Consider the following 25,024-nt stretch of genomic DNA (forward strand, 5'->3'; position numbering starts at 1 on the left):
TCACCTTAAAACAGCATACCGATGAAAGAAGAAAGGAACATCATCACGATAGATGAATACGGCAATATCTCCCTGCCGACCGACATAGGCGCAACCGCCATGACCGAGTGGGAAATCTGCGAACTGTTCGGGATTGTCGCCCCGACGGTTCGGGCAAGTATAAAGGCACTCTGCAAGAGCGGAGTTTTGAGATAGGAGCAGCATAGAGGTTTACGACCTCGAAACGATAGCCGTCCTCGCTTTCCGTATCGAATCGTTCGGGGCGACGAAAGTCCGCAAAGTGTTGTTGGAGAGAATAACGCACCGGCGAAAAGAGAAAACGACGGTTATCGTATCTGTCGTTGCCGACACCGAGCCGAGCCGCCGATAGATGGCGTAACGGTCTGTCGGTCGGGGTATCAGTCCGTCATACATTCATACGGTCATACCGTCGCACGGACGGAAAGGGGCTGTTTCCCGACCGAAAGGGGGAAATAATAAGGTGGGGTTATACGGGTAAGCAGGCGGCAGGGAGAGCTACCGCCGAAAGACCGCCGACACGCCGCAGGGTATTTACGGAGAAAATACCGTAGCTTATTAGGGAATTTTCCGAGCCGCAATACTCCGTATCGCTGAAAATTCCCCAATAAGGCAAGGGGCAAGCCCCATCGGGGACGGCTATTTGCCGCCCCCGAAGATACGAAGAATCATTGTTTCACAAGCTAAAAAAGAAAGGAATATATATGGGTTTCGTAGTATTGCACATGGAAAAGGCGCACGGCAGCGACAGCGGAACGACCGCCCACATCGAGTATTTCATCATCCCGAAGAACGCAGACCCGACACGGACGCACCTGAACCGAAAACTCGTTGCGTACCCCGACGGGATTAAAGACCGTTCGGCAGCTATACAGAGAAGATTGGAAGAAACGGGACTGACACGCAAAATCGGAAACAACCAAGTACGGGCAATCCGCATTACCGTGTCGGGAACGCACGAGGACATGGAACGCATCGAAAGGGAGGGGCGTTTGGACGAGTGGTGCGCCGACAATATGAAATACTTCACCGACACGTTCGGAAAGGAGAACATCGTGGCGGCGCACCTGCATAGGGACGAGGAAACGCCCCACATACACGTCACGCTCGTCCCCATCGTCAAGGGAGAGCGCAAACACCGCAAACGGGAGGAACAGACAAAGAAGCGATACCGCAAGAAGCCGACCGACACCGTAAGACTGTGCGCAGACGATATTATGACACGACTGAAATTAAAGTCCTACCAAGATACCTATGCCGAAGCGATGGCGAAATACGGGCTGCAAAGAGGCATAGACGGCTCGAAGGCACGGCACAAGTCCACGCAGCAGTATTACAATGAAACGAAGAAACTCGCCGACAGCCTCAAAGCGGAGGTCGTGGATTTGCAGCGTCAGAAAGAAACGGCGCAGGAGGAACTCAAACGGGCGAAAAAAGAGATACAGACCGAGAAGCTGAAAGAGGCAGAGACCACCGCAGCCGCCAACATCGCCGAAAGTGTCGGTTATCTTTTCGGTAGTAACAAGGTCAAGACGCTGGAGAGGGAGAACACCGCCCTGCATAGGGAGGTGGCCACGCACGGGGAAGCCATCGAAGCCCTGCAAACCCGAATACAGACCATGCAGGCAGACCACAACCGACAAATGGCGGAAGTAGAGCGGAAGCACCGCAGGGAGATAGCGGACAAGGAAGCGAGGCACAAGCAGGAAATATCGTTTCTGAAAACGGTAATCGCAAGGGCGGCGGCATGGTTTCCCTATTTCCGTGAAATGCTCCGTATTGAAAACCTATGCCGCCTTGTCGGGTTCAGCGACGGGCAGATCGCAACGCTCGTCAAGGGAAAACCGTTGGAGTATGCAGGGGAACTCTACTCGGAGGAACACAAACGGAAATTCACGACCGAAAAGGCAGGGTTTCAAGTGCTGAAAGCCCCCACGGACGGGACGAAACTGGTTCTTGCCATCGACCGAAAGCCCATAACCGAATGATTTAAAAAGCAATTCGACAAGCTAAGGCAGAATATACATCGCCCCATGCAGCCGCAAAGGAAAGGAAAGGGGATAAAACTGTAATTCCTTCATTACATTAAAGTACAATAAAAAGTGCTGTTCATAAACGGCTAATGTGCGGTATTTTTGCTAATTTTACATCGAATATGAAGAATGAAAAGCAAAAGAGATATAAACACTATATGAAAACAAAGTGATTAATCTTACAGAATTAAATAATTGAAAATAACATCTTTACATAAGATGATTGAAGAGAAGAACTATTACGGAAACCTTTGTACAGAGATGTACGAAATCTTGCATGCAGAAGCACCGCAAGACGAATTGAATTTTTATCTTTCTTATGCTGAAAAAGGAAAAAAGATTTTAGAACCTTTATGCGGCAGTGGACGTTTTCTTGTTCCATTCGTGGAAAGAGGGCTTGATATAAGTGGCATAGACTTATCCAATGAAATGTTACAAAAGTTAAAACAGAAATTGCCTGAGGCAAAAGTCGTTCAAGCTGATATTATAAAATATTCTCCAAGAGAGAAGTTTGATTATATATTTATCAGCTCGGGCTCTGTGTCATTATTTACCGATACTGATTTGTGTAAACAAATCTTGTGCAGAATAAAAGAATGGTTGTCTCCAATGGGTAAGTTTGTATTTGCTGTTGATACAATCGCCAATAGATGTACAGATGACAATGATTATGCGATTGCGGTTTCTGTAAAGACAAAGGAGAATTTTGAACTGGTGTTAAAGTCGAAGAACCATTACGATGAACAAAGTCAGACCCAGCTCTCTCCCGGAATTTATGAAATGTATAGTGATACGAAATTGATTCAAAGCGAATTTATGGATTTCCAGACGCACCTTTATAAGTATGGTGAAATGGAAGAATATTTGAAAGAAGTCGGGTTTACTCAAGTCAAAACTTATTCTTCTTTTGACAAGGAAATAGCCATTAACGATCGATGTGAAATGTTTTTATTTGAATGCAGCTTATAATATGAATACCCCCACAATAAAAACTGACAGATTGATTCTAAGGAAATTTCTGGAAAACGATATAGAGGCTCTTTTCCTTATTTTGAAAGACAAAGAAGTCAATAAGTTCCTTCCTTGGTATTCTCTAAAAGATATCGAAGAAACCAAAAAATTCTATGCGGAAAGGTATGCAGCCAAATATGAACAACCTCAAGCATACGCTTATGCCATTTGTCTGAAAGACGACAATTTTCCAATAGGATATGTTAAAGTTGATATGGAAGAGCACCATGATTTTGGTTATGGGCTCCGTAAAGAATTTTGGCACAGAGGTATCGCTTCGGAGGCTGGCAAGGCTGTTGTCGAACAAGTAAAGAAAGATGGATTACCGTACATTACTGCCACACATGACAGGAACAATCCAAGAAGCGGTAATGTAATGCAGGCTTGCGGTATGAAATACTGCTACACGTATGAGGAATTGTGGCAACCTAAGAATTTTTTGGTCGCATTCAGAATGTATCAACTGAACTTTACAAAAGGGCAGGATTGGATATACCAAAAATATTGGGAGGAACATCCTAACCATTTTATTGAAGAGTTGTAACCCTATTGGATAGTGGGTTATTTTTGCTATATTAGTTATGATTATTTTGATTGCTGGTGACACGCATACGGGAAAAACCTTGCTTGCACAAAGACTGTTGGAGAAATACAAATATCCCTATCTGTCAATAGACCATCTGAAAATGGGACTTATTAGGAGCGGGCAGTGTGGTCTTTCCGCTGATAGCAGTGATGCAGAACTGACGGAATATCTGTGGCCGATTGTTCGGGAAATGATAAAGACCTGTATTGAAAATTCTCAGAACCAGATTGTGGAGGGCTGCTATATTCCGTTTGGTTGGGAAAAAGATTTCTCCCTTGAAGATTTGCGACAAATCAAGTATATCTGTTTAATATTCAGTAAAAAATATATAGAAACTCATTTGGATGATATTCTTCGATTTGAAAAAGTAATAGAGAAACGATTGTCTTCTGATGTAATCTTAGACGAGATAATAAAAACAAACGAGTATAACTTGGAACAATGTGTGTTACGACACTATAACCATATTCTGATTGATGATACTTATCAAATTGACATTGAATGCATATAGTTTTTTGATTGGAACATTGTAGTTTTGAATATTTGTTCTAACTTTGCATTTAGAAGGGTTTATTTGACAGCATAGCAACGCAAAACGCTGAAATTCGCACAGTTGCCAAATCGTTACCTCTATTTCTCAAATAATTCGCTAAAAGTTTATTCTTCAATCGGTTAAGTCAAACCGATAAAAATCTAAAATAATATTTTAATAGAATAAGAGGCTGTTTTTAATTAATTTTCTCTATATTCGCACTAAAATTAGAGAAAATTAAAAGCAAAGGTGGCAGCTGGAACTTCTCATACAACTATAAGTATTAAGCTCAATGAGCAAGGGTTTCATGATATTTTCAATAAATATTATGTAACTCTATGCTTATTTGCCAATCAATATACAGAAAATCAAGAAACTTCAGCAGATATTGTACAAGATTCATTTGCCAAACTATGGCAAATAAGAGAAGATTTTTTTTATCTGCACCAAGTAAAAGCATTTTTATATACAGCTGTACGCAATAAAGCACTCAACGAACTGGAGCATTCAAAAGTAGTATATGAATACGCTCAAAATGTCATCGAAAAGAAAAAGGATTCCTTTTTTCACGATGCAATCGTTGAAGAGGAAACTTATCGTATCGTTTCTGAAGCCATAGATAAATTACCCGACCAAATGAAAGCCATTATGCAACTAGCTCTGGAAGGGAAAAAAAATGCAGAAATAGCAGACAGACTAAACATATCTACAGAAACAGTCCATACATTAAAGAAAATAGCCTACAAGAAACTCAGAGAGAACTTGAAAGACTACTATTACTTCCTCTTGTTCTTTATATAAAAAGACATTAATTTGTTTTTTTTCAAAAAAGTCGTTTTATTATTCACCCAAATTTCAAACAGACTTGTTTTATTATAAAAGAGATAAAAAACAGGTCAAAATATGATAAAACAAGATTTCTATATAGCCAACCTCATAGCAAGGTATCTGTCGGAAGAAATAACCCCGGAAGAAACAATAAAACTAACTACTTGGAGAGAAGAATCTACAGCGCACGAGATTTTATTCAAAAAAATTTGTGATGAAGAAAACCAAAAGCAGCATTTCCGGCAAAAAACGGCATTCAATCCTTCATTCGGATGGAAAGAAGTGGAAAAACGAATCAAAAGAAATAATAACAGAAGCAGATATATCAAAATAGTAAGTTATGCCGCAATCATTCTGTTACCTGTCCTTTTTGTAAGTATTTCCATGAAATTCACCTCGCCCGTTTCTCTTTCGGACAAACAGTTCATTGCACAATCCATTCTACCTGGGGAATCCAAAGCTATTCTGACATTGGAGAACGGCCAGACAATCCATATAAATAAAGAAACAGAGAGTCTGCTTGAGAAAATAGACGGAGCCCGAGTCCACATGGACTCTACAATGCTGAATTACCAAGTAACATCAAAAACAGCTAAAAAAAACAAGCCTGTATATAATAAAGTGGAAACTCCACGAGGTGGAGAATATGCTCTATTGTTAAGTGATGGAACAAAAGTGCATCTGAACGCAATGACCAGTCTCCGCTTTCCTGTGACATTTGATAACGGTCCACGCAAAGTGGAACTGGAAGGCGAGGCCTATTTTGAAGTCTGCAAAACAGGGCAACCATTTATAGTATGCACTCAAGGCATGCAAGTAGAAGTGTTGGGAACCACATTCAACATCTCTGCTTATCCACAGGAAGAGTATCAGACAACTTTGGTAAACGGTTCTGTCAAAGTAAATACAGAAACAGGAGAAAGCTGTATTTTAAAGCCCTCCCAGCAAGCTACCATCAGCCTTGGAAACAGCAGCATACAGATACGCATGGTAGATGCCGGATTTTATACCTCATGGATAAAAGGAAAAATTCATTTCAAAGACCAGCGATTGGAAGATATCATGAAAATACTATCACGCTGGTATGACATGGAAGTAATTTTTGCCAATGAGAAAATAAAAGACCTACGCTTCGGATGCAATGTAGATCGGTATTCGGAAATCACTCCATTTGTACGTTTGTTGGAAGAGACTCAAAAAGTACACGTAAAAGTCAATAACAAAACAATCACATTCTATAACTAATAAAAATGATGTATTATGGACAAAAAACACAACTACACCAATCACGGTAAAAGTAGTAAACGTTTGTGGATTACGTTCCTATTTTTCTGTATCATTACCACAGGTTTTATGCAGGCAGCCAACAAAGTGTTTGCACAAGCCACTGTCACAGCCTCATTCAAGAATGCCACGTTGAGTGAAATTCTTTGGGAAATCCAAAGACAAACCGACTTTACTTTTGTGTACAGCACCAATGATGTAAAACAAATAAAAGTCCAAAACCTAAATGTAAATAACGAAAAAATAGCCAATGTGCTTGATAAATGTCTTATGAATAGTGGTTTGACCTATTCAGTTCACAACGGCGTTATTGCTATCAAGCAAATTGAAAAAAAAGAGTCTGCTGTTCCTCAACAGAAAACAACATTAACCGGTACAGTATTGGATGAGACGGGAGAACCTATTATTGGAGCGAATATCTTAGTCAAAGGTACTACGAATGGAACTACTACAGATTTGAACGGGCACTTCTCATTAGATGTAGACCGTATACCTGCCACTTTGATTATCTCCTATATAGGTTATGGCAAGCAGGAAATTAAAGCCACTGCCGGAAAGACACTGAAAGTAGTCATGGCTCCTGATAATAATGTTATGGAAGAAGTGGTTGTTACCGGTTATGGTACCTTCAAGAAATCGGCATACGCAGGTTCTGCTTCTACTGTGAAGACAGGAGAATTAAAAGATTTACCCGTAGTTTCATTCTCCAGTTTGCTAGAAGGTAATGCTCCCGGAGTACAAGTCACTTCCAGTTCAGGTCAGCCTGGTGCCTCCACTTCTATCCGTATTCGTGGTATGGGTTCTTTCAATGCAAGCAATTCTCCACTATACGTAATCGATGGTGTTCCCGTCCAATCCGGTTCTGTTGCTGCTACCAGCTCCGACTCCGGATTTGACATAATGTCTACATTAAACAACTCGGATATTGAAAATATTACAGTAATAAAAGATGCTGCAGCAGCCTCCCTTTATGGTTCACGTGCTGCAAATGGAGTTATTTTAATCTCCACCAAGAAAGGAAAAAGCGGAAAAGCACAAATTTCATTAAAAGCAGACTGGGGTAGCAATGATTTCGCAATGGATTATCGCCCAGTTATGAGGGGAGAAGAACGACGTGAATATATTTACAATGGATTGATATTATATCAACAACGTAAACTAGCTGATAAAAATCCTAATATATCAGAGGAAGAGCTAATGTCACAAAGTAAAACTTATGCAGATGGGCAAATCGATAAATATGCTCCAATTCCATGGTGTGGTTTCACAGACTGGAATAAAGAGCTTTTCCAAAAGGGACATCATTCTACCTATGAAGCATCACTAGCCGGTGGCAGCGATAAATTTAAATATTACTCTTCTTTATCATATATGAAGCAGAACGGTATTGTACAAGGTTCCGGTTTGGAACGTGTAACAGGGCGTTTGAACGCAGATTTCAGTGCAACAGACAAATTGACTGTAGGCGCCAAGATACTTTTCTCAAATGTAAATCAGAGTGTTTATGACGAAGGATTCACTTATACATCTCCTTTCTATTCCTCACGTAATTGGGCTACTCCTTCAGATCCGGTCTACAATGAAGATGGCAGTTGGAATCGTAAATTTATTCGTAAAGCCAATGACCGCAACCCCAAATTATCAGCTGAATACGATTATAAACATGAAAAAATGCTACGCGCATTCAATACGCTTTATGCCGAATACGAAATCATAAAAAATCTGAAATTCAAAACAACATTCAGTTATGATTACACTACTGTAAAAGGTGAGAAATGGTATGACCCACGTACTTCCAACGGTGAAGATGAAAATGGAGAAGTAGTAAAACGCATAAGAGAATATAAAAAAATGGTATGGAGTAACACCTTAAGCTATTTAACTACTTTCAACAACATTCATCATTTGGACTTTCTTGCCGGATATGAAATTGATGATACCTACAATGACTATTTATCAGGGGAAGCTTACAATTTTACAACTCCCGACAAACATGCCATTAGTAATGGAATGAAAACAGTATCTGTAGGGGGAAGTGATTCAAGGTACAGACTGGTATCCTATTTAAGCCGTTTGAATTACGATTACAAAAATAAATATTATCTAGGAGCTAGTTTTCGTGTTGATGGCAGTTCACGTTTGCACCGTGACAATCGTTGGGGAACATTTTGGTCTGTATCCGGAGCATGGCGTACTATTGAAGAAGAATTTATGCAACCTGTAAAAGATTGGTTGACAGACTTGCGTATAAGAGCATCATACGGTGTAAACGGTACTCTTCCTTCTGATTATTTCGGCTATATGGGATTAAGCTCCATTAGTGGTGGTTACTTGGAGCAACCCGGTATTCAAATGTCCCAAATTGCAAATCCTAATCTGAAATGGGAAACCAATTATAATATGAATATTGGCTTGGATTTTGTTTTTTGGGATCGTCTGAACTTCACGATTGAATATTATACCCGTACAACTAAAAACTTATTAATGGACTGTCCTGTATCCATGACAACAGGATTTAGTAGTTATTTAATGAATATAGGTGAAGTGAAAAATAAAGGTATTGAATTAACTATTAATTCCACTAATATTAAAATAAAAGACTTTAGCTGGAATACAACTTTCAATTTAGGTCATAACTCCAATAAAGTTGTAAAATTAGATGGCGAACAGACACAAATTGTCAGTGGAACCCAAATACACAAAGTAGGAAGTTCTTATCGTACATTCTATGTACAAGAATTTGCGGGCATCAATCCTGAAACAGGAAATCCTCTATTCTATACCAATGAATTGGATGAGAACGGAAATTATATAAAAGAAATTACCGAGAACTCTAAAAATGCACAATTCATTCCTTATAAACATGCAGAACCAACTGTTAACGGAGGTATCTCTAATTCATTGCGTTATAAATGGCTTGATTTAAATTTCTTATTCTCCTATCAATTCGGAGGATATTCTTATGATACTTGGGCACAAAAGACAGAACATGGCGGTTACGATTCCTATGCAAACATTCCGACTTATTATCGTGATAGCTGGAAAAAGCCAGGTGATCAAACCAATATAGAAGTATATATGCCGGGTAAATCATCTTCTGTATCAATGCATAAAATAACAAGTAGCCGCCGTATCCACAGTACTGATTATTTCCGCTTAAAAAATATCACATTCGGCATTACGTTACCTAAAGAATGGACAAATAAAATCAATATAGGAAATGTTCGTTTTTATGCATCAGCAAGCAATTTATGGACATGGGCGGCCTATGACAATTATGATCCTGAAGCTGTTAGTGCCGGTAGTGCAACTCAAACCACACCGCCTTTAAAAACCGTTACTTTTGGTCTCAACATCAATTTTTAACCACTAAAAAACAACAATATGAGAACATTACATAATTTTTTATCAATAGTCTTATCCATCGGATTGTTTACTTCATGTGGAAACGATTGGTTGGATTTAGAACCGTCCACACAAATTCCAACAGAAACGAGTATCAAATCTCTCTCCGACATTGATTATTCACTAAACGCCATTTATGCGACAATGCGTAATGCCTATGCGTATTCCGGGCGTTTAATCTACTACGGAGATGTAACAGGAGATGACATGCAAGCTGTACAATCAACTTGTAGAACAGCTCACTATTACCAAATGGATTGGTTACCTGCAAATGGACCAAGTACACACTGGTCATATCTTTATTCCATCATTCAAAACTGTAATGTAATTTTAGACGGCATTGACAATATCGAAATTCTTCCAAACGATGAAGATGAGCATATCTTCCGCAATGATTTGGAAGGACAAGCATTAGCAATACGTGGTCTGGCCCTTTTTGACCTTACGCGCTTCTTCGGATATACTTATTTAAAAGATAACGGAGCCTCTTTAGGAGTACCTATCATCACTTCAGCATCAGCCACTGCCGACAGTAAGCCTTCACGTAACACTGTAGCTGAATGTTATGATCAAATAATCAAAGACTTAAAGAATGCGGCTAGTTTAATGATACCCACATATTCATGGTCAGGTACTAGTTTGAATCAAAAAGATTTATCCTTAAATAAGAAAGGTAAAATCAGTAAATGGGGCACATTAACTTTGTTAAGTCGGGCATATCTGTATATGGGGAAGAACAGTGAAGCTTTACAAGCTGCAGAAGAAGCAATAAAAGGATCGGAAGCCAATAAATACCAATTATGGAATACCGAAGAATATCCCACTGTATGGGGTACGGAAGCCTCCGAAGCAAATCCGGGAGAAATTCTCTTCGAAATAGTCAATACTACTACCGAAAGCCCCGGCAATGAAAGTATGGGATATCTAACTTCTCCAAAAGGATATCAAGATATGTGCATTACAGTCAGTTTTTATCACCATCTGTTAGAAACGCCTAATGATGTACGCATTAAGTTATTAGTTAATCAAGACAAAAAAGTAATGTATTTGAATAAGTATCAACCACAACCTGGAGAAAATATTATGGATGCCAATATTCCTATAGTACGTCTTTCCGAAACTTACTTAAATGCAGCCGAAGCAGCCGTGAAAAACGGAGATGCAACAAAAGCTGCAAAATACCTGAAAGCCATCGCACTCCGAGGAAATCCGGACTATACGATGCCCGCAAAGGTTACCCTTGATGATGTTCTAGAAGAACGCAGGAAAGAACTCATTGGTGAAGGGCACCGCATGTTTGACTTATTACGTAATAACTTACGAGTAACTCGTATTAACGAAACAGACGATATGATGAAAGAGGTAGTGCATTTCGCTGACGAAAAAACATCTATGGATTTCGACAGAAACTATTATCGTACAATATTACCTATTCCTCAAAAAGAAATTAATGCTAATTCTAATATTGTACAAACACCAGAATATCTGAAATAATAGTCAACACAAATTGATAAACTCTAACTGAATTATAAATCAAATCGATGACAAGCAAGACTAATTTTATCAACTACTTTCTTCTTGCATTTACCCTCGCATTCATCAGTTCCGGCCTTAGTGCCGGAACTCTTGATTTCAAAGACCAGAAGAAAGACAAAGAGAAAAAAGAAGAATTAACAGCCGACGGTCCATACGTATTGTATCAGCCTGACGGCCAAATCAGAGTAATCAATGTAGATAAGAAAGGGAATATCATTGATACCACTTATACCACATTACCTCAAAACTTTACCCTGCATGTGACAGACCACAAAGGCAGGTTTCCATTTGATGTAAAACTACACCCGGTAAAACGTCCCGGATGGAATTATCCTCAGGCAGACAAAGTTTTTGTCATGTCCGACCCTCATGGAAGGCTGGACTGTGTAATCAGCCTGTTACAAGGCAACCATATCATTGATAAAGACTACAAATGGAGCTTCGGGAAAAACCATCTGATGATTATCGGTGATATTTTTGACAGAGGAAAAGATGTACCGCAAATCTTCTGGCTATTCTACAAACTGGAAGAGGAAGCAGCCAAAGCCGGAGGACACGTATCGTTCATGCTGGGAAATCATGAACCGATGGTACTGGCCAATGACCTCCGATACACCAAAGAAAAATATAAAATATTGGCTGAAAAACTAAAAATGAAGTACCCCCGGCTATTCGGTCCTGATACCGAACTGGGCAGATGGTTGGGAACCCGTAACACCATGCAAATGATAGGTAACGACCTATATGTGCATGCCGGACTAGGCAAAGACTTCTATGACAAGAACTTGAGCATCCCCACTGTCAATGAAGAAATGAGCAAAGGACTATTTATGACGAAAAAAGAACGTAAAGCGCTTTCTCCACTCACAGCCTTCCTGTATGGAAACAGCGGGCCCATCTGGTATCGCGGACTGGTACGCACCGATGTCAAATACAATCCGCTGGTAAAAGACTCCCTAGAAATGCTTATGGACCGTTATAAGGCAAAACACATTATTGTGGGACATACCATTTTCAAAGATATTTCCACTTTCTATAACGGAAAGGTTATCGGAGTAAATGTAGACAATAAAGAAAACCGGGAAAAAAAGCGCGGACGTGCCATGCTGATTGAAAATAATCAGTATTTTGTCGTTGGTGACAAAGGTATACAAAGACAATTAGAATAAAGACAATACACCAAATCCTACCGGTGGTTTTCCAAACTCTCCTGACAACTTTCCTATTTGTCAAGAGAGTTTTTCTTTTCCTTTTTTGCTAGTTTCCTCCTTTTATTTTATACCTTTGTTCCTCATAATAACTAACCTTATAAAACGAAATGAAATCTATCCGAGAACTATACCGCATCGGCACCGGTCCGTCCAGCAGTCATACTATGGGACCGCGCAAGGCTGCTGAAATCTTCTTAGGAAAACATCCCGAAGCCAAAGCTTTTCAAGTTACTCTTTATGGAAGCCTCGCCGCTACCGGTAAAGGACACATGACCGATGTAGCCATTTTAGATACATTGCAACCGCATGCGCCTACAGAAATTATCTGGAAAGCCCATGTCTTCTATCCGTTTCATCCCAATGGGATGACTTTCAAATCTTTGAATGAAAAAGGAAAAGTGACAGATGAATGGACTGTTTTCAGTGTAGGCGGAGGTGCTCTAGCCGAAGAAGGGCACGACAAAGGCTCAACTCCGGAAATCTATGATATGAACCGTATGAGTGAAATCCTCTACTGGTGTGAACGTACCGGGCGCAATTACTGGGAATACGTCCAGCAATGTGAAGACAAAGACATTTGGGACTATCTGGCAGAAGTATGGAAAACCATGAGAGAAGCCATTGAGCGTGGTTTGGATCAAGAAGGCGTATTACCCGGCCCACTTAATCTGCGCAGAAAAGCCTCCACCTATTATATTAAGGCAAAAGGTTATAAGGACAATCTGCGTTCCCGCGGGTTAGTCTTCTCATACGCTCTGGCAGTCAGTGAAGAAAACGCCTCAGGTGGCAAAATCGTCACAGCCCCTACTTGCGGATCATGCGGAGTGGTTCCGGCTGTACTTTATCACTTGCAAAAAAGCCGTGACTTCAGCGATATGCGGATTTTAAGAGCACTGGCTACTGCCGGATTGATAGGAAATATAGTAAAACACAACGCCTCCATTTCCGGAGCCGAAGCCGGTTGCCAGGCAGAAGTAGGAGTGGCCTGTTCAATGGCATCCGCCGCTGCCAGCCAATTATTCGGAGGTAGCCCGGCCCAGATAGAGTATGCAGCCGAAATGGGCTTGGAGCATCACTTGGGAATGACTTGCGATCCGGTATGCGGATTGGTACAAATCCCTTGTATCGAAAGAAATGCCTATGCGGCAGCCCGAGCTCTTGACGCCAATATCTATTCTGCCTTTACAGACGGTAATCACCGTGTATCCTTTGACAAAGTGGTGGAAGTAATGAAACAGACCGGCCATGATCTTCCTTCCTTATATAAAGAAACCAGCGAAGGTGGTCTGGCAAAGGATTACGAGCCGATGGATTAATAACAGGGAAAAGACCGAGAACTGTATTTATAATACATAAAAGGGTGAATCAGAACTCGTTGCGACCATCATTTTCAATGCTGATAATAAAAAGATAGTTCAATTTGTTCCTGATACACCCTCTTATGGCATCATTACTATAATGAGAGATAGTTCCCCTATTACAGAAAAAATCTTTTTTAATCGCTCAACTTCAAGAATCCTCCAAACTGATCAAAGTCTACTTCCAATCCATTTTCCAATGTCAGTTCATATCCCTTGCGGTTACGTTCTATCTTCACCGTTTTATGCCCGTTATAATTAGCCTTCATATATTTAGAAATAGCCTGAGGGATAAAAGTAGAAGGAACCGCCTTGTTCTTGCAATCTATCTCAAGCCACTCTCCCTTTGAATTGAACTCCAATTCAATGCCATCGGCCAATTTTACATCATAGGAAGTGCTCTGAAACAAGTCCTTTTCAATCTTGATATACGCAACTTTAGTCTGAGAGAAATGTTTGCCAATCATTTCACGTGCGGCAACAGGAAGCTTATTCACATCGCGGGTCACGACATCGCCCGCCATGGCGAACTGAAGAGAGCATACCAGCATAGCCATTAAAAATAAAATCTTTCTCATAATCTAATTTATTCTTTAGTTAGTTAATGCCATACCAACAACTAACCGCCTAAAAAGATTATGACGCGAAAAATTATTCCTGTATTTTAGATTTAATTAAGGCTGTCTCCCAACATAGGAGGAAGCTCCTCCATATCCTCATTTTTAGATATGCTCATTTTTCCTTCAGGAGTAATAGTGATAGAGAAAGGAATATACAAATCTGTCTGAGGATAACTCACACTGGCAGCCAATATGATATTTTTTCCCTCACGGGTCTTCTCTTCATCAAATACCACGCCCTCCAATATAAAATGACGGAGATGATCAGCACTTACGAATCCTGAGAAACTTTGCTTGGTAAAAGTTTTGGCAAAGACCCGACTCCCATTTTCACGGGAAATTCTAACGACGATACGATTATCGGCAAAAATCCCCAAATCACTTTTGACTGAAGGCAGGGAATCACTGGGAGCACGCTCTATAAACAAATTATATTTTTTTCCGCCACTGACAATATGCTGGTCAATACGTGAAACCTGCATACGCTGCAAACCTGTCACATGATCCACACTGTCTATCTGGAACATCAATTGTTCTGCATCAACGGAAGTCTCTTTCTTACCTCCGCAAGCGGCCATTACAACCAGTAAAACGACAAATAAAAAATATATCTGTTTCATCTAAATCTCGATTTCTAGGTGACAAAGTAACAAAAAGTAACGGACACTCACAAGAAAACCTCTATAAAAAGCGAAAACCGGGCAATATCACATTGGCCGGCCTTCAGAGAAAACTAAAAACTAAACTAAATTATTTATTAAATTAGACTAAACCCAAAAGAAAAGGTTTAATCTCACTTAGAAAAAAAATATTCTTTCTTTGAAAGGCATTCCTACTACAACGCCTTCCAAAAATCCATAAAATTCTTATAAAGCCCATAGCAGACCAACTGATCTTCTTCTTCCAACTCATAATTTTCCTCAAAATGATTCTCCACCTGATGCTCCAATATCGAGATACCCAAACCATTCAGCACTTGCTCCCCTTTTATCAATGCAATGATTTTCATATTGAATTCCGTTTCTAATGACAGATCACTCACCTTATAGCCTACAAAACAAGAAGGAAGTTTGAACTTCATCACATAATGTTCCTCGTCAATCTGAAAAGACTCCACATTGACGTGTAAATCCAATAACCGGACCAAACTGCGTGCCGCTTCTTTCTCCGGCGTCAGAATACTATCTAAATTAAAAGCCTCAAGCACGGTCTTATGCACATCATCTACCGCACGGGCATAGATATGTTTCACTCCTTTCTTTTTCAGCAGTGCCACCACACGCACAGAAGCACCAAAATTCTCGCCGATAGCAACAATAACCACATCCACATCTTTCAGTGGCAGCACACTGAGCGATTGTTCGTCCGTAGCATCAATAATAAAAGAAGTCGCGATTTTGTCCTTCAACACATCCACACGATGCTCGTTTGTATCCACTCCTATCACCTCATGTCCCAATACGGAAAGCTCTTCGGCCAACACACCGCCGTAATTTCCTAAACCAATAATAATGTATTTCATAACTAGTTGATTATGATGTTATCACTCGGATATTTATATTTCGTTATTTTTTTCTGTTTAATAAGGCTGGATATCAAAGTAAGCACCCCTACTCGTCCGATAAACATCAGAACAATGACAATCAGTTTGCTGTCACTTCCCAAAGTAGGTGTCAGATCCAGGCTTGAACCTACCGTACTGAGTGCCGAAGTACACTCAAAAACCAACGCCATCACTGAAGCCTGCGGCTCTAGAATGCTTAAACTAAAGATACCCGCAAAAACAATCAGCAGATAAAGAATCAATGTGGCATTAGAACGCCGGATGGAATCATGAGATAACTCCCTGTTGAAAATATTAACTTTATCGGCACCTATAAGAATAGCACGCAAGTTCAACATGACTACAGCAAACACATTCACCTTCACACCACCGGCCGTAGACTGCGTACCGCCGCCAATCATCATCAGCACCACCATCAGCAGCAACGTCTGCACACTGAAAGTAGTCATGCCCACACTTGAAAATCCTGCCGTACGGGGACAAGTCGCATTAAAGAAGCCCTGCACCCATTTCTCTGTAACCGTCATTCCCGCAAAAGCATGATTCCATTCGAAAATAACAATGGCCACAGTACCCGTCACTAGCAAGATAGCCGTCATAATCAATACAATACGGGTATTCAGGTTATATAAATGTATTTTACGGATTGTCCTCTTATTCTTTTTGACATAACGGTGATACAAGCGCTTGCTTTCATAAGAAACCGTCTCATACAGATTTACCAGTATCGGGAAACCTATACCTCCCAAAATAATCAGGAAAGAGATAGTGATATATAGCAAGTTATGATTATGAAGTACCAGTTCGTTACCTAAGTTTCCATACAAAGTAGAGAATCCAGCATTGCAAAAGGCAGAGATGGAATGGAAAGCAGAAAAAGCCAATTCCTCTTCAATATCCATACCCATAGTGCCATGTATACTTAAAAAAATAACCCCCATCCCTGCAGCCTCTATCGCCAATGTAAATCCTAATATATATAATAAGGTGGAAAGTAGCGAACTGAGTGACTGCGAGCTTACCATATCACGGACCACCAGCTGATTGTAGAGCGAAGTATTCCCCATAAAAAACATAGCAAAGAAACTGGTCAGAGTCATGACTCCCAAACCGCCGATTTGTATCAACATGATAATGATGAACAACCCCTCGGGCGTGAATGTAGAAGAAACATCGACCGAGACCAACCCCGTGACACAAGTGGCACTGGTAGCGGTAAACAGAGCATCGATAAAAGAAATACCATGATAAGTGGCACGCGGAAGCATCAGTAACGCCGCCCCTATCAGAATAAATATGAGAAAACTAGATGCAAAGATCAAAGATGGATTGGTGCGCCTGCCCAGCAGCCGGACTATCCCATTAGACAATTGCAACAGTGAAAGCAAAGTGAGCAGCACCACATGATATAAACGGCTGTGGAAAAAAGACCAGAAATCATGAATTCCCCCTTGCACCTCCGGTTCATGGAAAATAACCGGAATCAAAGTCAGATAAAGCATCAGACTCAGTATCCACGCCAGTCCCCGGTACTTCCGCTTCGTGTCCGAGTAATTTAATAAAAGATGCAGGGAAATATCAACCAGAAAAACAATCCAGACAAAATGATACAGCATGTTTATCACCTCCATTTCTTCAAAAGAAATAAGAAATCCATGCTCATAAACCAATGTAAGGATTAACAAAGCCGACATCATATAAGTTATCCCATCCATCCATTTCAGCAATCGCTCTATGTACGGTTTTACTAACTTCTTACGATAAATAAATAGTTTGTGTAAAGGTTCCATGTCGATATTATCTTGCATTAACAGAAAACAAACTTAATCAAAATATTCACATCTCTGTCTATAATAACAAATAACTTCGCATTTTTACTCTGACAGCCCCTTTTTTTATTGTTCCCGACAAAAAAGTAGTTGAAAATTAGTAAGGAATACTTTTTTTACCTAATTTTGACCGCAAAACTATTAAATTGAAAGATTATGAGCACAAAACAAAAACGTTTTATCTTACCAGAGGATGAAATTCCTAAATACTGGTACAACATACAGGCAGACATGAAGACCAAACCCATGCCGCCGTTGAATCCCAAAACCAAAGAAGCGCTGAAACCGGAAGACCTCTACCCCATTTTTGCTAAAGAACTTTGCAAACAGGAATTAAACCAGACAGACGCATGGATTGAAATCCCTGAAGCAGTGCGTGAAATGTACAAATACTATCGCAGCACACCATTGGTACGTGCCTACGGACTGGAAAAAGCACTAGGGACTCCCGCACATATTTATTTCAAAAATGAAAGTGTCAGCCCCATCGGCTCCCACAAACTGAACTCGGCTCTGGCCCAGGCATATTATTGCAAAGAAGAAGGTGTAACCAATGTCACGACAGAAACCGGTGCCGGACAATGGGGCGCTGCTCTATCGTATGCCGCAAAGGTATTCGGACTGGAAGCTGCCGTTTATCAAGTAAAAATCAGCTATAATCAAAAACCCTATCGCCGCAGCATCATGCAGACATTCGGAGCAACGGTCACCGCCTCTCCATCCATGTCTACCCGTGCCGGCAAAGATATCATTACCCGTAATCCCAATTATCAAGGTTCACTGGGAACGGCCATTTCCGAAGCTATCGAACTGGCAATGAGCACTCCCAACTGTAAATATACACTAGGGTCGGTATTAAGCCATGTCACACTGCATCAAACGGTTATCGGTCTGGAAGCCGAAAAGCAAATGGAAATGGCAGGCGAATATCCCGACATGATTATCGGTTGCTTTGGTGGTGGTTCCAATTTTGGAGGAATCTGTTTCCCCTTTATGCGCCACACTATCCTGAATGGAAAACAAACCCGATACATTGCTGCCGAACCGGCTTCGTGTCCGAAACTGACCCGTGGTAAATTCCAGTATGACTTTGGCGACGAAGCCGGATATACCCCGCTGCTGCCCATGTTTACACTGGGGCATAATTTCTCTCCGGCCAATATCCATGCGGGAGGTCTCCGTTATCACGGTGCAGGTGTCATCGTTTCACAATTATTGAAAGATAATTTGATGGAAGCTGTTGATATCCAGCAATTAGAATCCTTCCAGGCTGGTTGTTTGTTCGCACAAGCAGAAGGAATCATTCCGGCTCCCGAATCGTGCCATGCCATCGCTGCTGCCATACGCGAAGCGAATCAATGCAAAGAATCCGGCGAAGAAAAAGTGATCCTGTTCAACCTTTCAGGTCACGGACTGATTGATATGGCCTCATACGACCAATATCTGGCAGGTAACTTGATGAATTATGAGTTAAAAGACGAAGATATCCAGAAGAACCTGGATGAAATAAAAGACATGTAATCAGGGTATAAAATAACTGAAGGATACGGAAAGGATATATTATCCTATAAACTACGGCAAACTAAACAGTTGTATCCTTCAGGTTAAAGATTCTTTTACTGATAACTTCTATCTCCCAAGCTTGCGGAGTTAACTCCATAGCCTTTGGAGTTATCTCCATAAGCTTGGGAGTTAACTCCAAAGACTATGGAGATAGAAATAATGCGTTCAATCAGGTTTAGACATAAAATAAAAAAGGCTTAACCATACACATGAAAACACAAATCATTCCCACCTACAGGTTTACTATTAAAAGCATCACCACATCTCACTCAAAGCACAGGCTATAATTCAAAGCTGCGAAGCATTTTAATTTCATCCCTCCAAATGGTATCATCGGGAGTTTCAAGAATAACAGGCATATCGTTAAAACGGGAATCCTGCATGAAACGGCGAAAGAAATCAATACCAATCAGCCCCTTTCCGATACTGTCATGACGGTCTACCCGGCTGCCCAATGGTTTCTTTGAGTCATTCAAGTGAATGGCACACAAATAGTTTCCCCCCACGACTTCATCAAACTCGGTAAAGACCCAGTCATATTCATTCGCAATATCATAACCGGCGGTATAGGTATGGCAAGTATCCAGACAGACTCCCACACGAGATTTATCCTCCACCTTATCTATAATATATCTCAAATGCCAGAATTCATTTCCCACATTACTTCCCTGTCCGGCTGTATTCTCAATCACAGCAGTCACACCGGTCGTCTTATCCAAAGTCATATTGACAGACTCGGCAATCCTGTCCAGGCACTTCTCTATTGATATCTTGTTCAAATGACTTCCGGGATGAAAATTCAGCATTTTCAATCCTAACAACTCACAACGCCGCATTTCATCCAAGAATGCCGCACGACTCTTTTCCATCCCCTCCCTATCAGGATGTCCCAAGTTTATCAGATAACTGTCATGAGGAAGAATATACCGGATATCAAAACCTTCTTTCTCACAGTTTTCTTTAAACAGAGTAATACTCTCGACAGACAAAGGTTTTGCAACCCATTGCCGCTGATTCTTTGTAAAAAGAGCGAATGCGTCCGCTCCTATCCCTAATGCATTAACGGGGGCCATTTCTACGCCCCCGCTTACGGATACATGTGCACCTATTTTTTTCATTCTCTTTCCATTATTGACAGACACAAAGATACAGAGAATAAGTTAGAAATTATATTGTGCACTCAAGTTTATACGGTTTGCCTCACGGTTCACATCATTAAAATTCTCTCTCCAGCCATGCAGATATTCCACACCCACCTGCAGGTTATGGCTTATATTCCAAAACACATTAGCGACCAGATACTGACCTTTTTTATACTGGGTTTCATTAAAGTGAGCATAGCAATCTTCCGTAAACAGGCGTGACTGGCTATACGTAGCCGATGCGAATACCCGTTTCGAGAAATTATACTGTAATCCGACATACCATCCTTTCATGGGAAGTACCTGCATGCGCCCGGACTCGTCGGCCAAAGGAACGATATCTACATTCAAGTTACTGATATCATTCAAATATTGAGCAATACCTTTACCATAAGTATATTGTCCGTAAAGCTGGAAATTACCCAGTCTTGCTGTTCCCGATGCCTGTATCCCCCAACCGGTCAATGACTTTGCCTTATTATTCACTTGATCCTCATAAGTCATACTTCTCAAGATTCCTCCCACACGTATATGGCTCGCTTTCGCCCAGGAATACTGCACATAAGCAGGAATATCCGGCATCCGCTGCTTACCGATTCTCACATCTTTTGCCGGAGTTCCGTCTACTGAAGGCATTTCCACACCGACACCCACTTTCAAACCTTTAATCAAATTAGCTTCATAACGCAACTGGGTGGCCCGATAGAAAGTCATCCCGTCAGGTCCTTGAAAATCAATAGTCGGAGGAGCTGCGGCAAGATCCATAAACAATCCGGTATCATACCCCATGGTAAAACCCAAGAAAGATAAATAAGCATTCTGCAATTCAAAAGTCTTTCCACTTCCACGGAAGTTTCCGGCTGTATAAACGATGAAGTTGCCCAAATGCTTGGTTCTCCCCACCAATTTTAAAAAGATAGTGGAAGTGCTTGCATCCATCTGGAACTGATTACGGACAGCAGTGGATCCCGGTTGCGGAATGAGTGCAGGGATAAAGTCAACGTCATCCACTATCCCATTAAAATCATATTCCATTGTAGTTTTCAAATAACCACCGATACCCAATGCAAACTTTCCCTGTTGGTCAGTAAGTAAAAAACGAGGGGCACGGGGATCATGGAAATGCGGACGTTGCGTTTCTTCAAATACATTGATTAATTCCTCCTTGCCATTTTTATCTTTTGAGATAATAACAACAGGTCCCGGTCCTTCCAACTCCGGATAAAGATCTTTTTGTTGCGCAAACATCGGCGTAACAATCATTGCGCCCAGTATAAGACAACTCATTGATTTAAAGATAGTTTTCATAAAAGTTAAGTTTAGGTAAATAGTCTATTCAATGGACTATGAACAAAAAGTTTAGAAAAAAGTTTGGGAAATGTTTGCAAATTCAAAAAAAGTCACTACCTTTGCACCCGCAATCGAGAGAGAAATCCTCGATAAAAAGGATGGCCCGTTCGTCTATCGGTTAGGACGCAAGATTTTCATTCTTGAAAGGGGGGTTCGATTCCCCCACGGGCTACCAAATAAAGAAGTTATCGAATATTCGATAGCTTCTTTATTTTTATCCTGCTTTGTGCAGGGTATGCCGACGGCTCAGTTAGAAAACGGCTCAGCCTTAAAATTTAGACCGTTGACCCGAAAATGACGGATTCATGAAGGATTGTGCTTTAAATTCTTCATAATAAACGACTGTAGGCAAGCGGATTAGACACTTATGAAGGATTTGAATCAAAATAAACCTGGATAGTCTTGTACAGGGGGGCTGAATCAACAGAAGGGTCAGTCCGAAACATAAGACAACGGGACAGATCCAACTTATTCATCGACTCCGCCCCGTCCTATGTCAGAATGCCATAAAAAGAATATGATTATTCAATCTCTCCAAAAAGCTCAGCCAGTTTATTTGCCAAAGCCTCACCACGAAGATTTTCTCCTACCATGACCCCTTGGGCATCTATCAAATACATAGTAGGAACAAATTTCACTTTATATATATCAGCAATACCTTCAGTATCCAAAAAATTAGGCCACTGAAGTTGTTCTTCTTTCAGCGCTTTTGTCCATTCCGCCTCTTTTTTGTCAATAGAGATACTTACAATCTGGAAACCCCTGTCTGCATATTGCGTATAGAGTTTTTTCAAATTAGGAATCTCCTTACGGCAAGGATTACACCATGATGCCCAAAAATCAATAAGGACATACTTCTTACCTTGGCACAAATCGGTTAAAGTTACCGATTTCCCATCTTGTGACTTGGCTGTAAAGACAGGCACTTTAGAACCGATCTGACTATCAGGAGCCACACTCTCTTTCACCATTTTTCCATAGCGGGAATGTTTAGCCTCTTCTGACAAGGCATCATACCACGGTTTCTGCTCTTCGGTAAGATAAGAAAACAAACTGATCATCATCAGAGGCCCCCAATAAGAATCTTTATTGTCCATAACTAATTTATAGTAAGTGGCATCTACCGTAGCAAAGAACAAACTATCGGCCACGGCAGATGCTTTGTAAGCTTCCGTAGCAACGACAGAATCCATCAAGATCTTATCTTTGGCAACTCTCGCTTTTCCATAGGCAGCACGGATATCCTTAAACTTCTCGTTATTCGTCACATAAATAGAATCCAAGGCATCACGTGTGCTCAATAATTTTACATATTTGTCCGTCAAAGGAGATCCCGTCACTGAAACCTGTGAGAAATTATAATTCACGGTTCCATTAAGGTTTTCAGAAGTCACCTTACCCTCCACGCTTATACTGCCATTCTCCAACATCAGAGGCATGGAACCGTATGCATCTTTCACCATCAACCGTACAGCCAGAGGTTCATCCGCCACCCCTTTAAATATAAATTTTCCATCTACAACAGTAGTGTCCGCCACCGGTTTTTCATGACCATGACTTACAGGAAATAACTGTACATGGGATCCGTCAGGAATTCCATCAATTGCAGCTGTCAGTGTGTACCCCGTTACCGACTGCCGGGTACAAGATGCCATCATCACCAAAACAACGGCGGATGTTGCTAATAAATACATCAATTTCATAAAGTCTGTTTTTATAGGTTATTTAGATACATTTTGAGTGATAGTTCCATTACCCGGATTCTGAACGGCACCTGCCGGGAAAGGCATAATCCAAAGATGTGAAGCCGGGGTTAATGTATAAGTCTGCTCTTCCCATGTTTTGGATAGCGCACGTGCAAAAGTACCTTCGGCATTAAACCTCCGGGCATCAGCGAATGGCACAATAGTGAAAATCAATTCATTGTCTTTCGTACGTCGGATCAAGTCAATGGCTTCTGTCAAAGTTGAAGCCTGCAAGGGTTGATATATCTCCGGCAGAATACGGGTCTTACGTACCTTGTTCAACACATCCATAGCAGCAGAGAAATCATTACCTGTGACCTGACGTGCCAAACATTCGGCCTTGATGAGATATACCTCGCAAGTGGTCAGACCAGCCCCGTTGAAATATCCTTTGGCCAAACCTTGATAGTAAGTATCCTGATTTACCGTGCGTAGTTTCCAGCGGGAAAAAAAACGTGCATCCCCTTCCTCGAAACTCTCCGCACGTTCCACCGGAATATTAAGTTCGCTGGTAGCATAGTTAGGATTACCCTCTCCACAACGGAAATAGTAATTCTCCACATAATCATACCCTGTCACTGACGGTAACGACGGATAACTGTCTTCTTTTGTAATAGCTTCCTTATGAGTGTCGTAATAAGAAATCCAATCATACAGATTATCGTTCTGTTCCAAAGCCATATCCGCGTATTTCAATGCTTCTTCATAATTCGCCATTTGCAGATAGACCCGTGCCAAGAAGGCATAGGCTGCTCCCAAATTGGGATGGATAACAGTCCTTGACTGTTCGGGTAATCCTTGTTCTATGGCTTCTTTCACATCTTTAATCATGAAATCATAGATTTCTTGAATAGTGACCTGCTTGTGAGGAGCATTGATATCGGCACTGGTTATCAAAGGTACACTCAGTTTAGTACCGGCAGTTGCAGACACATAGGTATCAGCATAATAATTGGCCAGTATGTAATAGCTCATAGCACGAATCACTTTGGCATAAGCCATTACCTCATTGCGTTCGGAATCAGTCGCTTCGGTTGCAACGGGAACATGCTCCAGCAAGAGATTACAAGTGGAAATAGCCATATAACTACGGTAATAAGTCCCTTCGTCCTGATTGTTCAGTACAATTCTGTCCGCTGTTTCATTCCACAGATAATTGGCACTCGTAAGGGTAACGCTAGTCAGACTGCTTTGTCCTACAAATTTATCATTCAACAGATAAAGACTATTCGTTACAGGAATATAGCCAATGGTATATTCATCTCGCAGCAATGCTTCAAAATCAGCCAAGGTAGTAGGAATTTTGTTCCCTTTGGGAACAATATCCAAATAATCATTACAAGAAGTCAGATTTATCCACCCCAACACTGTCATTATCATAAATAGTATCTTTTTCATATTGCTCTCAT

The 25,024-nt window shown here is 40.9% G+C and carries 19 protein-coding genes, 1 tRNA gene and 2 pseudogenes; 14 read left to right on the plus strand and 8 right to left on the minus strand.

Features of this window, described 5'->3' with window-relative positions; all coding sequences use genetic code 11:
* Window positions 1-21: 21 nt before the first annotated feature.
* The 12 genes and pseudogenes from AB5935_RS07185 (at window position 22) to AB5935_RS07240 (ending at window position 13,760) form a co-directional block, all read left to right on the plus strand.
* A pseudogene (locus AB5935_RS07185) lies at window positions 22-370 on the plus strand (hypothetical protein).
* The gene (locus AB5935_RS07190; RefSeq protein WP_120053292.1) at window positions 342-572 is read left to right on the plus strand and encodes a hypothetical protein; all 231 of its coding nucleotides are present in this window, start codon (window positions 342-344) and stop codon (window positions 570-572) included. The pseudogene AB5935_RS07185 and the gene AB5935_RS07190 overlap by 29 nt, the downstream one beginning before the upstream one ends.
* 150 nt (window positions 573-722) lie before the next feature.
* Window positions 723-2,090 (plus strand): annotated as a pseudogene (mobV, locus tag AB5935_RS07195) (MobV family relaxase).
* 180 nt (window positions 2,091-2,270) lie between these two features.
* Window positions 2,271-3,020, plus strand: a complete 750-nt coding sequence (locus tag AB5935_RS07200) for a class I SAM-dependent methyltransferase (protein WP_007837606.1) — start codon at window positions 2,271-2,273, stop codon at window positions 3,018-3,020.
* Window position 3,021: 1 nt separating this feature from the next.
* The gene (locus AB5935_RS07205) at window positions 3,022-3,606 is read left to right on the plus strand and encodes a GNAT family N-acetyltransferase (RefSeq protein ID WP_007837605.1); all 585 of its coding nucleotides are present in this window, start codon (window positions 3,022-3,024) and stop codon (window positions 3,604-3,606) included.
* Between the two features lie 37 nt (window positions 3,607-3,643).
* Complete coding sequence (locus tag AB5935_RS07210) at window positions 3,644-4,159, plus strand: hypothetical protein (RefSeq protein ID WP_007852829.1); 516 nt, start codon at window positions 3,644-3,646, stop codon at window positions 4,157-4,159.
* Between the two features lie 270 nt (window positions 4,160-4,429).
* Window positions 4,430-4,981 (plus strand): RNA polymerase sigma-70 factor, encoded by a 552-nt coding sequence (locus AB5935_RS07215; RefSeq protein WP_007837603.1) that lies wholly within the window; start codon window positions 4,430-4,432, stop codon window positions 4,979-4,981.
* A 102-nt stretch (window positions 4,982-5,083) separates the two neighbouring features.
* A complete protein-coding gene (locus AB5935_RS07220; protein WP_007845280.1) occupies window positions 5,084-6,253 on the plus strand; it encodes a FecR family protein in 1,170 nt (389 codons plus the stop codon).
* Window positions 6,254-6,268: 15 nt separating this feature from the next.
* A complete protein-coding gene (locus tag AB5935_RS07225; RefSeq protein ID WP_368327377.1) occupies window positions 6,269-9,658 on the plus strand; it encodes a TonB-dependent receptor in 3,390 nt (1,129 codons plus the stop codon).
* 18 nt (window positions 9,659-9,676) lie between these two features.
* Window positions 9,677-11,191, plus strand: coding sequence for a RagB/SusD family nutrient uptake outer membrane protein (locus AB5935_RS07230; RefSeq protein WP_007842578.1), 1,515 nt, complete (start codon window positions 9,677-9,679; stop codon window positions 11,189-11,191).
* Window positions 11,192-11,238: 47 nt separating this feature from the next.
* Window positions 11,239-12,402, plus strand: a complete 1,164-nt coding sequence (locus AB5935_RS07235; protein ID WP_368327378.1) for a metallophosphoesterase — start codon at window positions 11,239-11,241, stop codon at window positions 12,400-12,402.
* A 149-nt stretch (window positions 12,403-12,551) separates the two neighbouring features.
* Window positions 12,552-13,760 carry an L-serine ammonia-lyase gene (locus tag AB5935_RS07240; protein ID WP_007842574.1) on the plus strand — a complete coding sequence of 403 codons (1,209 nt, stop codon included), beginning with the start codon at window positions 12,552-12,554 and terminating at the stop codon, window positions 13,758-13,760.
* Between the two features lie 179 nt (window positions 13,761-13,939).
* Here AB5935_RS07240 and AB5935_RS07245 read toward each other — a convergent pair whose 3' ends face one another.
* From AB5935_RS07245 to AB5935_RS07260, 4 genes are all read right to left on the minus strand, one after another.
* The gene (locus AB5935_RS07245; protein ID WP_007837589.1) at window positions 13,940-14,380 is read right to left on the minus strand and encodes a PepSY-like domain-containing protein; all 441 of its coding nucleotides are present in this window, start codon (window positions 14,378-14,380) and stop codon (window positions 13,940-13,942) included.
* Window positions 14,381-14,472: 92 nt separating this feature from the next.
* Entirely contained in the window at window positions 14,473-15,042 is a 570-nt protein-coding gene (locus tag AB5935_RS07250; RefSeq protein ID WP_007837585.1) for a DUF4738 domain-containing protein, read from the minus strand.
* Between the two features lie 215 nt (window positions 15,043-15,257).
* Complete coding sequence (locus AB5935_RS07255) at window positions 15,258-15,944, minus strand: potassium channel family protein (RefSeq protein ID WP_007837583.1); 687 nt, start codon at window positions 15,942-15,944, stop codon at window positions 15,258-15,260.
* 2 nt (window positions 15,945-15,946) lie between these two features.
* On the minus strand, window positions 15,947-17,776 hold the full coding sequence (locus AB5935_RS07260; protein ID WP_008652720.1) for a TrkH family potassium uptake protein: 1,830 nt from the start codon (window positions 17,774-17,776) through the stop codon (window positions 15,947-15,949).
* 195 nt (window positions 17,777-17,971) lie between these two features.
* Between AB5935_RS07260 and AB5935_RS07265 the strand changes: the two genes are divergently transcribed.
* The gene (locus tag AB5935_RS07265) at window positions 17,972-19,336 is read left to right on the plus strand and encodes a TrpB-like pyridoxal phosphate-dependent enzyme (RefSeq protein ID WP_007837579.1); all 1,365 of its coding nucleotides are present in this window, start codon (window positions 17,972-17,974) and stop codon (window positions 19,334-19,336) included.
* 323 nt (window positions 19,337-19,659) lie between these two features.
* Here the strand turns inward: AB5935_RS07265 and nfo are convergent, their stop codons facing one another.
* Window positions 19,660-20,496, minus strand: a complete 837-nt coding sequence (gene nfo / locus AB5935_RS07270; RefSeq protein ID WP_007837578.1) for a deoxyribonuclease IV — start codon at window positions 20,494-20,496, stop codon at window positions 19,660-19,662.
* A gap of 42 nt (window positions 20,497-20,538) precedes the next feature.
* Window positions 20,539-21,828, minus strand: a complete 1,290-nt coding sequence (locus AB5935_RS07275; protein WP_007842567.1) for a DcaP family trimeric outer membrane transporter — start codon at window positions 21,826-21,828, stop codon at window positions 20,539-20,541.
* Window positions 21,829-21,970: 142 nt separating this feature from the next.
* Here AB5935_RS07275 and AB5935_RS07280 point away from each other — a divergent pair.
* Window positions 21,971-22,045, plus strand: a tRNA-Glu gene (locus AB5935_RS07280).
* A gap of 346 nt (window positions 22,046-22,391) precedes the next feature.
* Here the strand turns inward: AB5935_RS07280 and AB5935_RS07285 are convergent.
* Window positions 22,392-23,573 (minus strand): TlpA disulfide reductase family protein, encoded by a 1,182-nt coding sequence (locus tag AB5935_RS07285; RefSeq protein WP_007842565.1) that lies wholly within the window; start codon window positions 23,571-23,573, stop codon window positions 22,392-22,394.
* An 18-nt stretch (window positions 23,574-23,591) separates the two neighbouring features.
* On the minus strand, window positions 23,592-25,013 hold the full coding sequence (locus tag AB5935_RS07290) for a RagB/SusD family nutrient uptake outer membrane protein (RefSeq protein ID WP_038609050.1): 1,422 nt from the start codon (window positions 25,011-25,013) through the stop codon (window positions 23,592-23,594).
* Between the last annotated feature and the right edge of the window lie 11 nt (window positions 25,014-25,024).

The organism is Phocaeicola sp. RTP21198st1_B8_RTP21198_201120 (genome assembly GCF_040929485.1).
GTDB lineage: Bacteria > Bacteroidota > Bacteroidia > Bacteroidales > Bacteroidaceae > Phocaeicola > Phocaeicola dorei.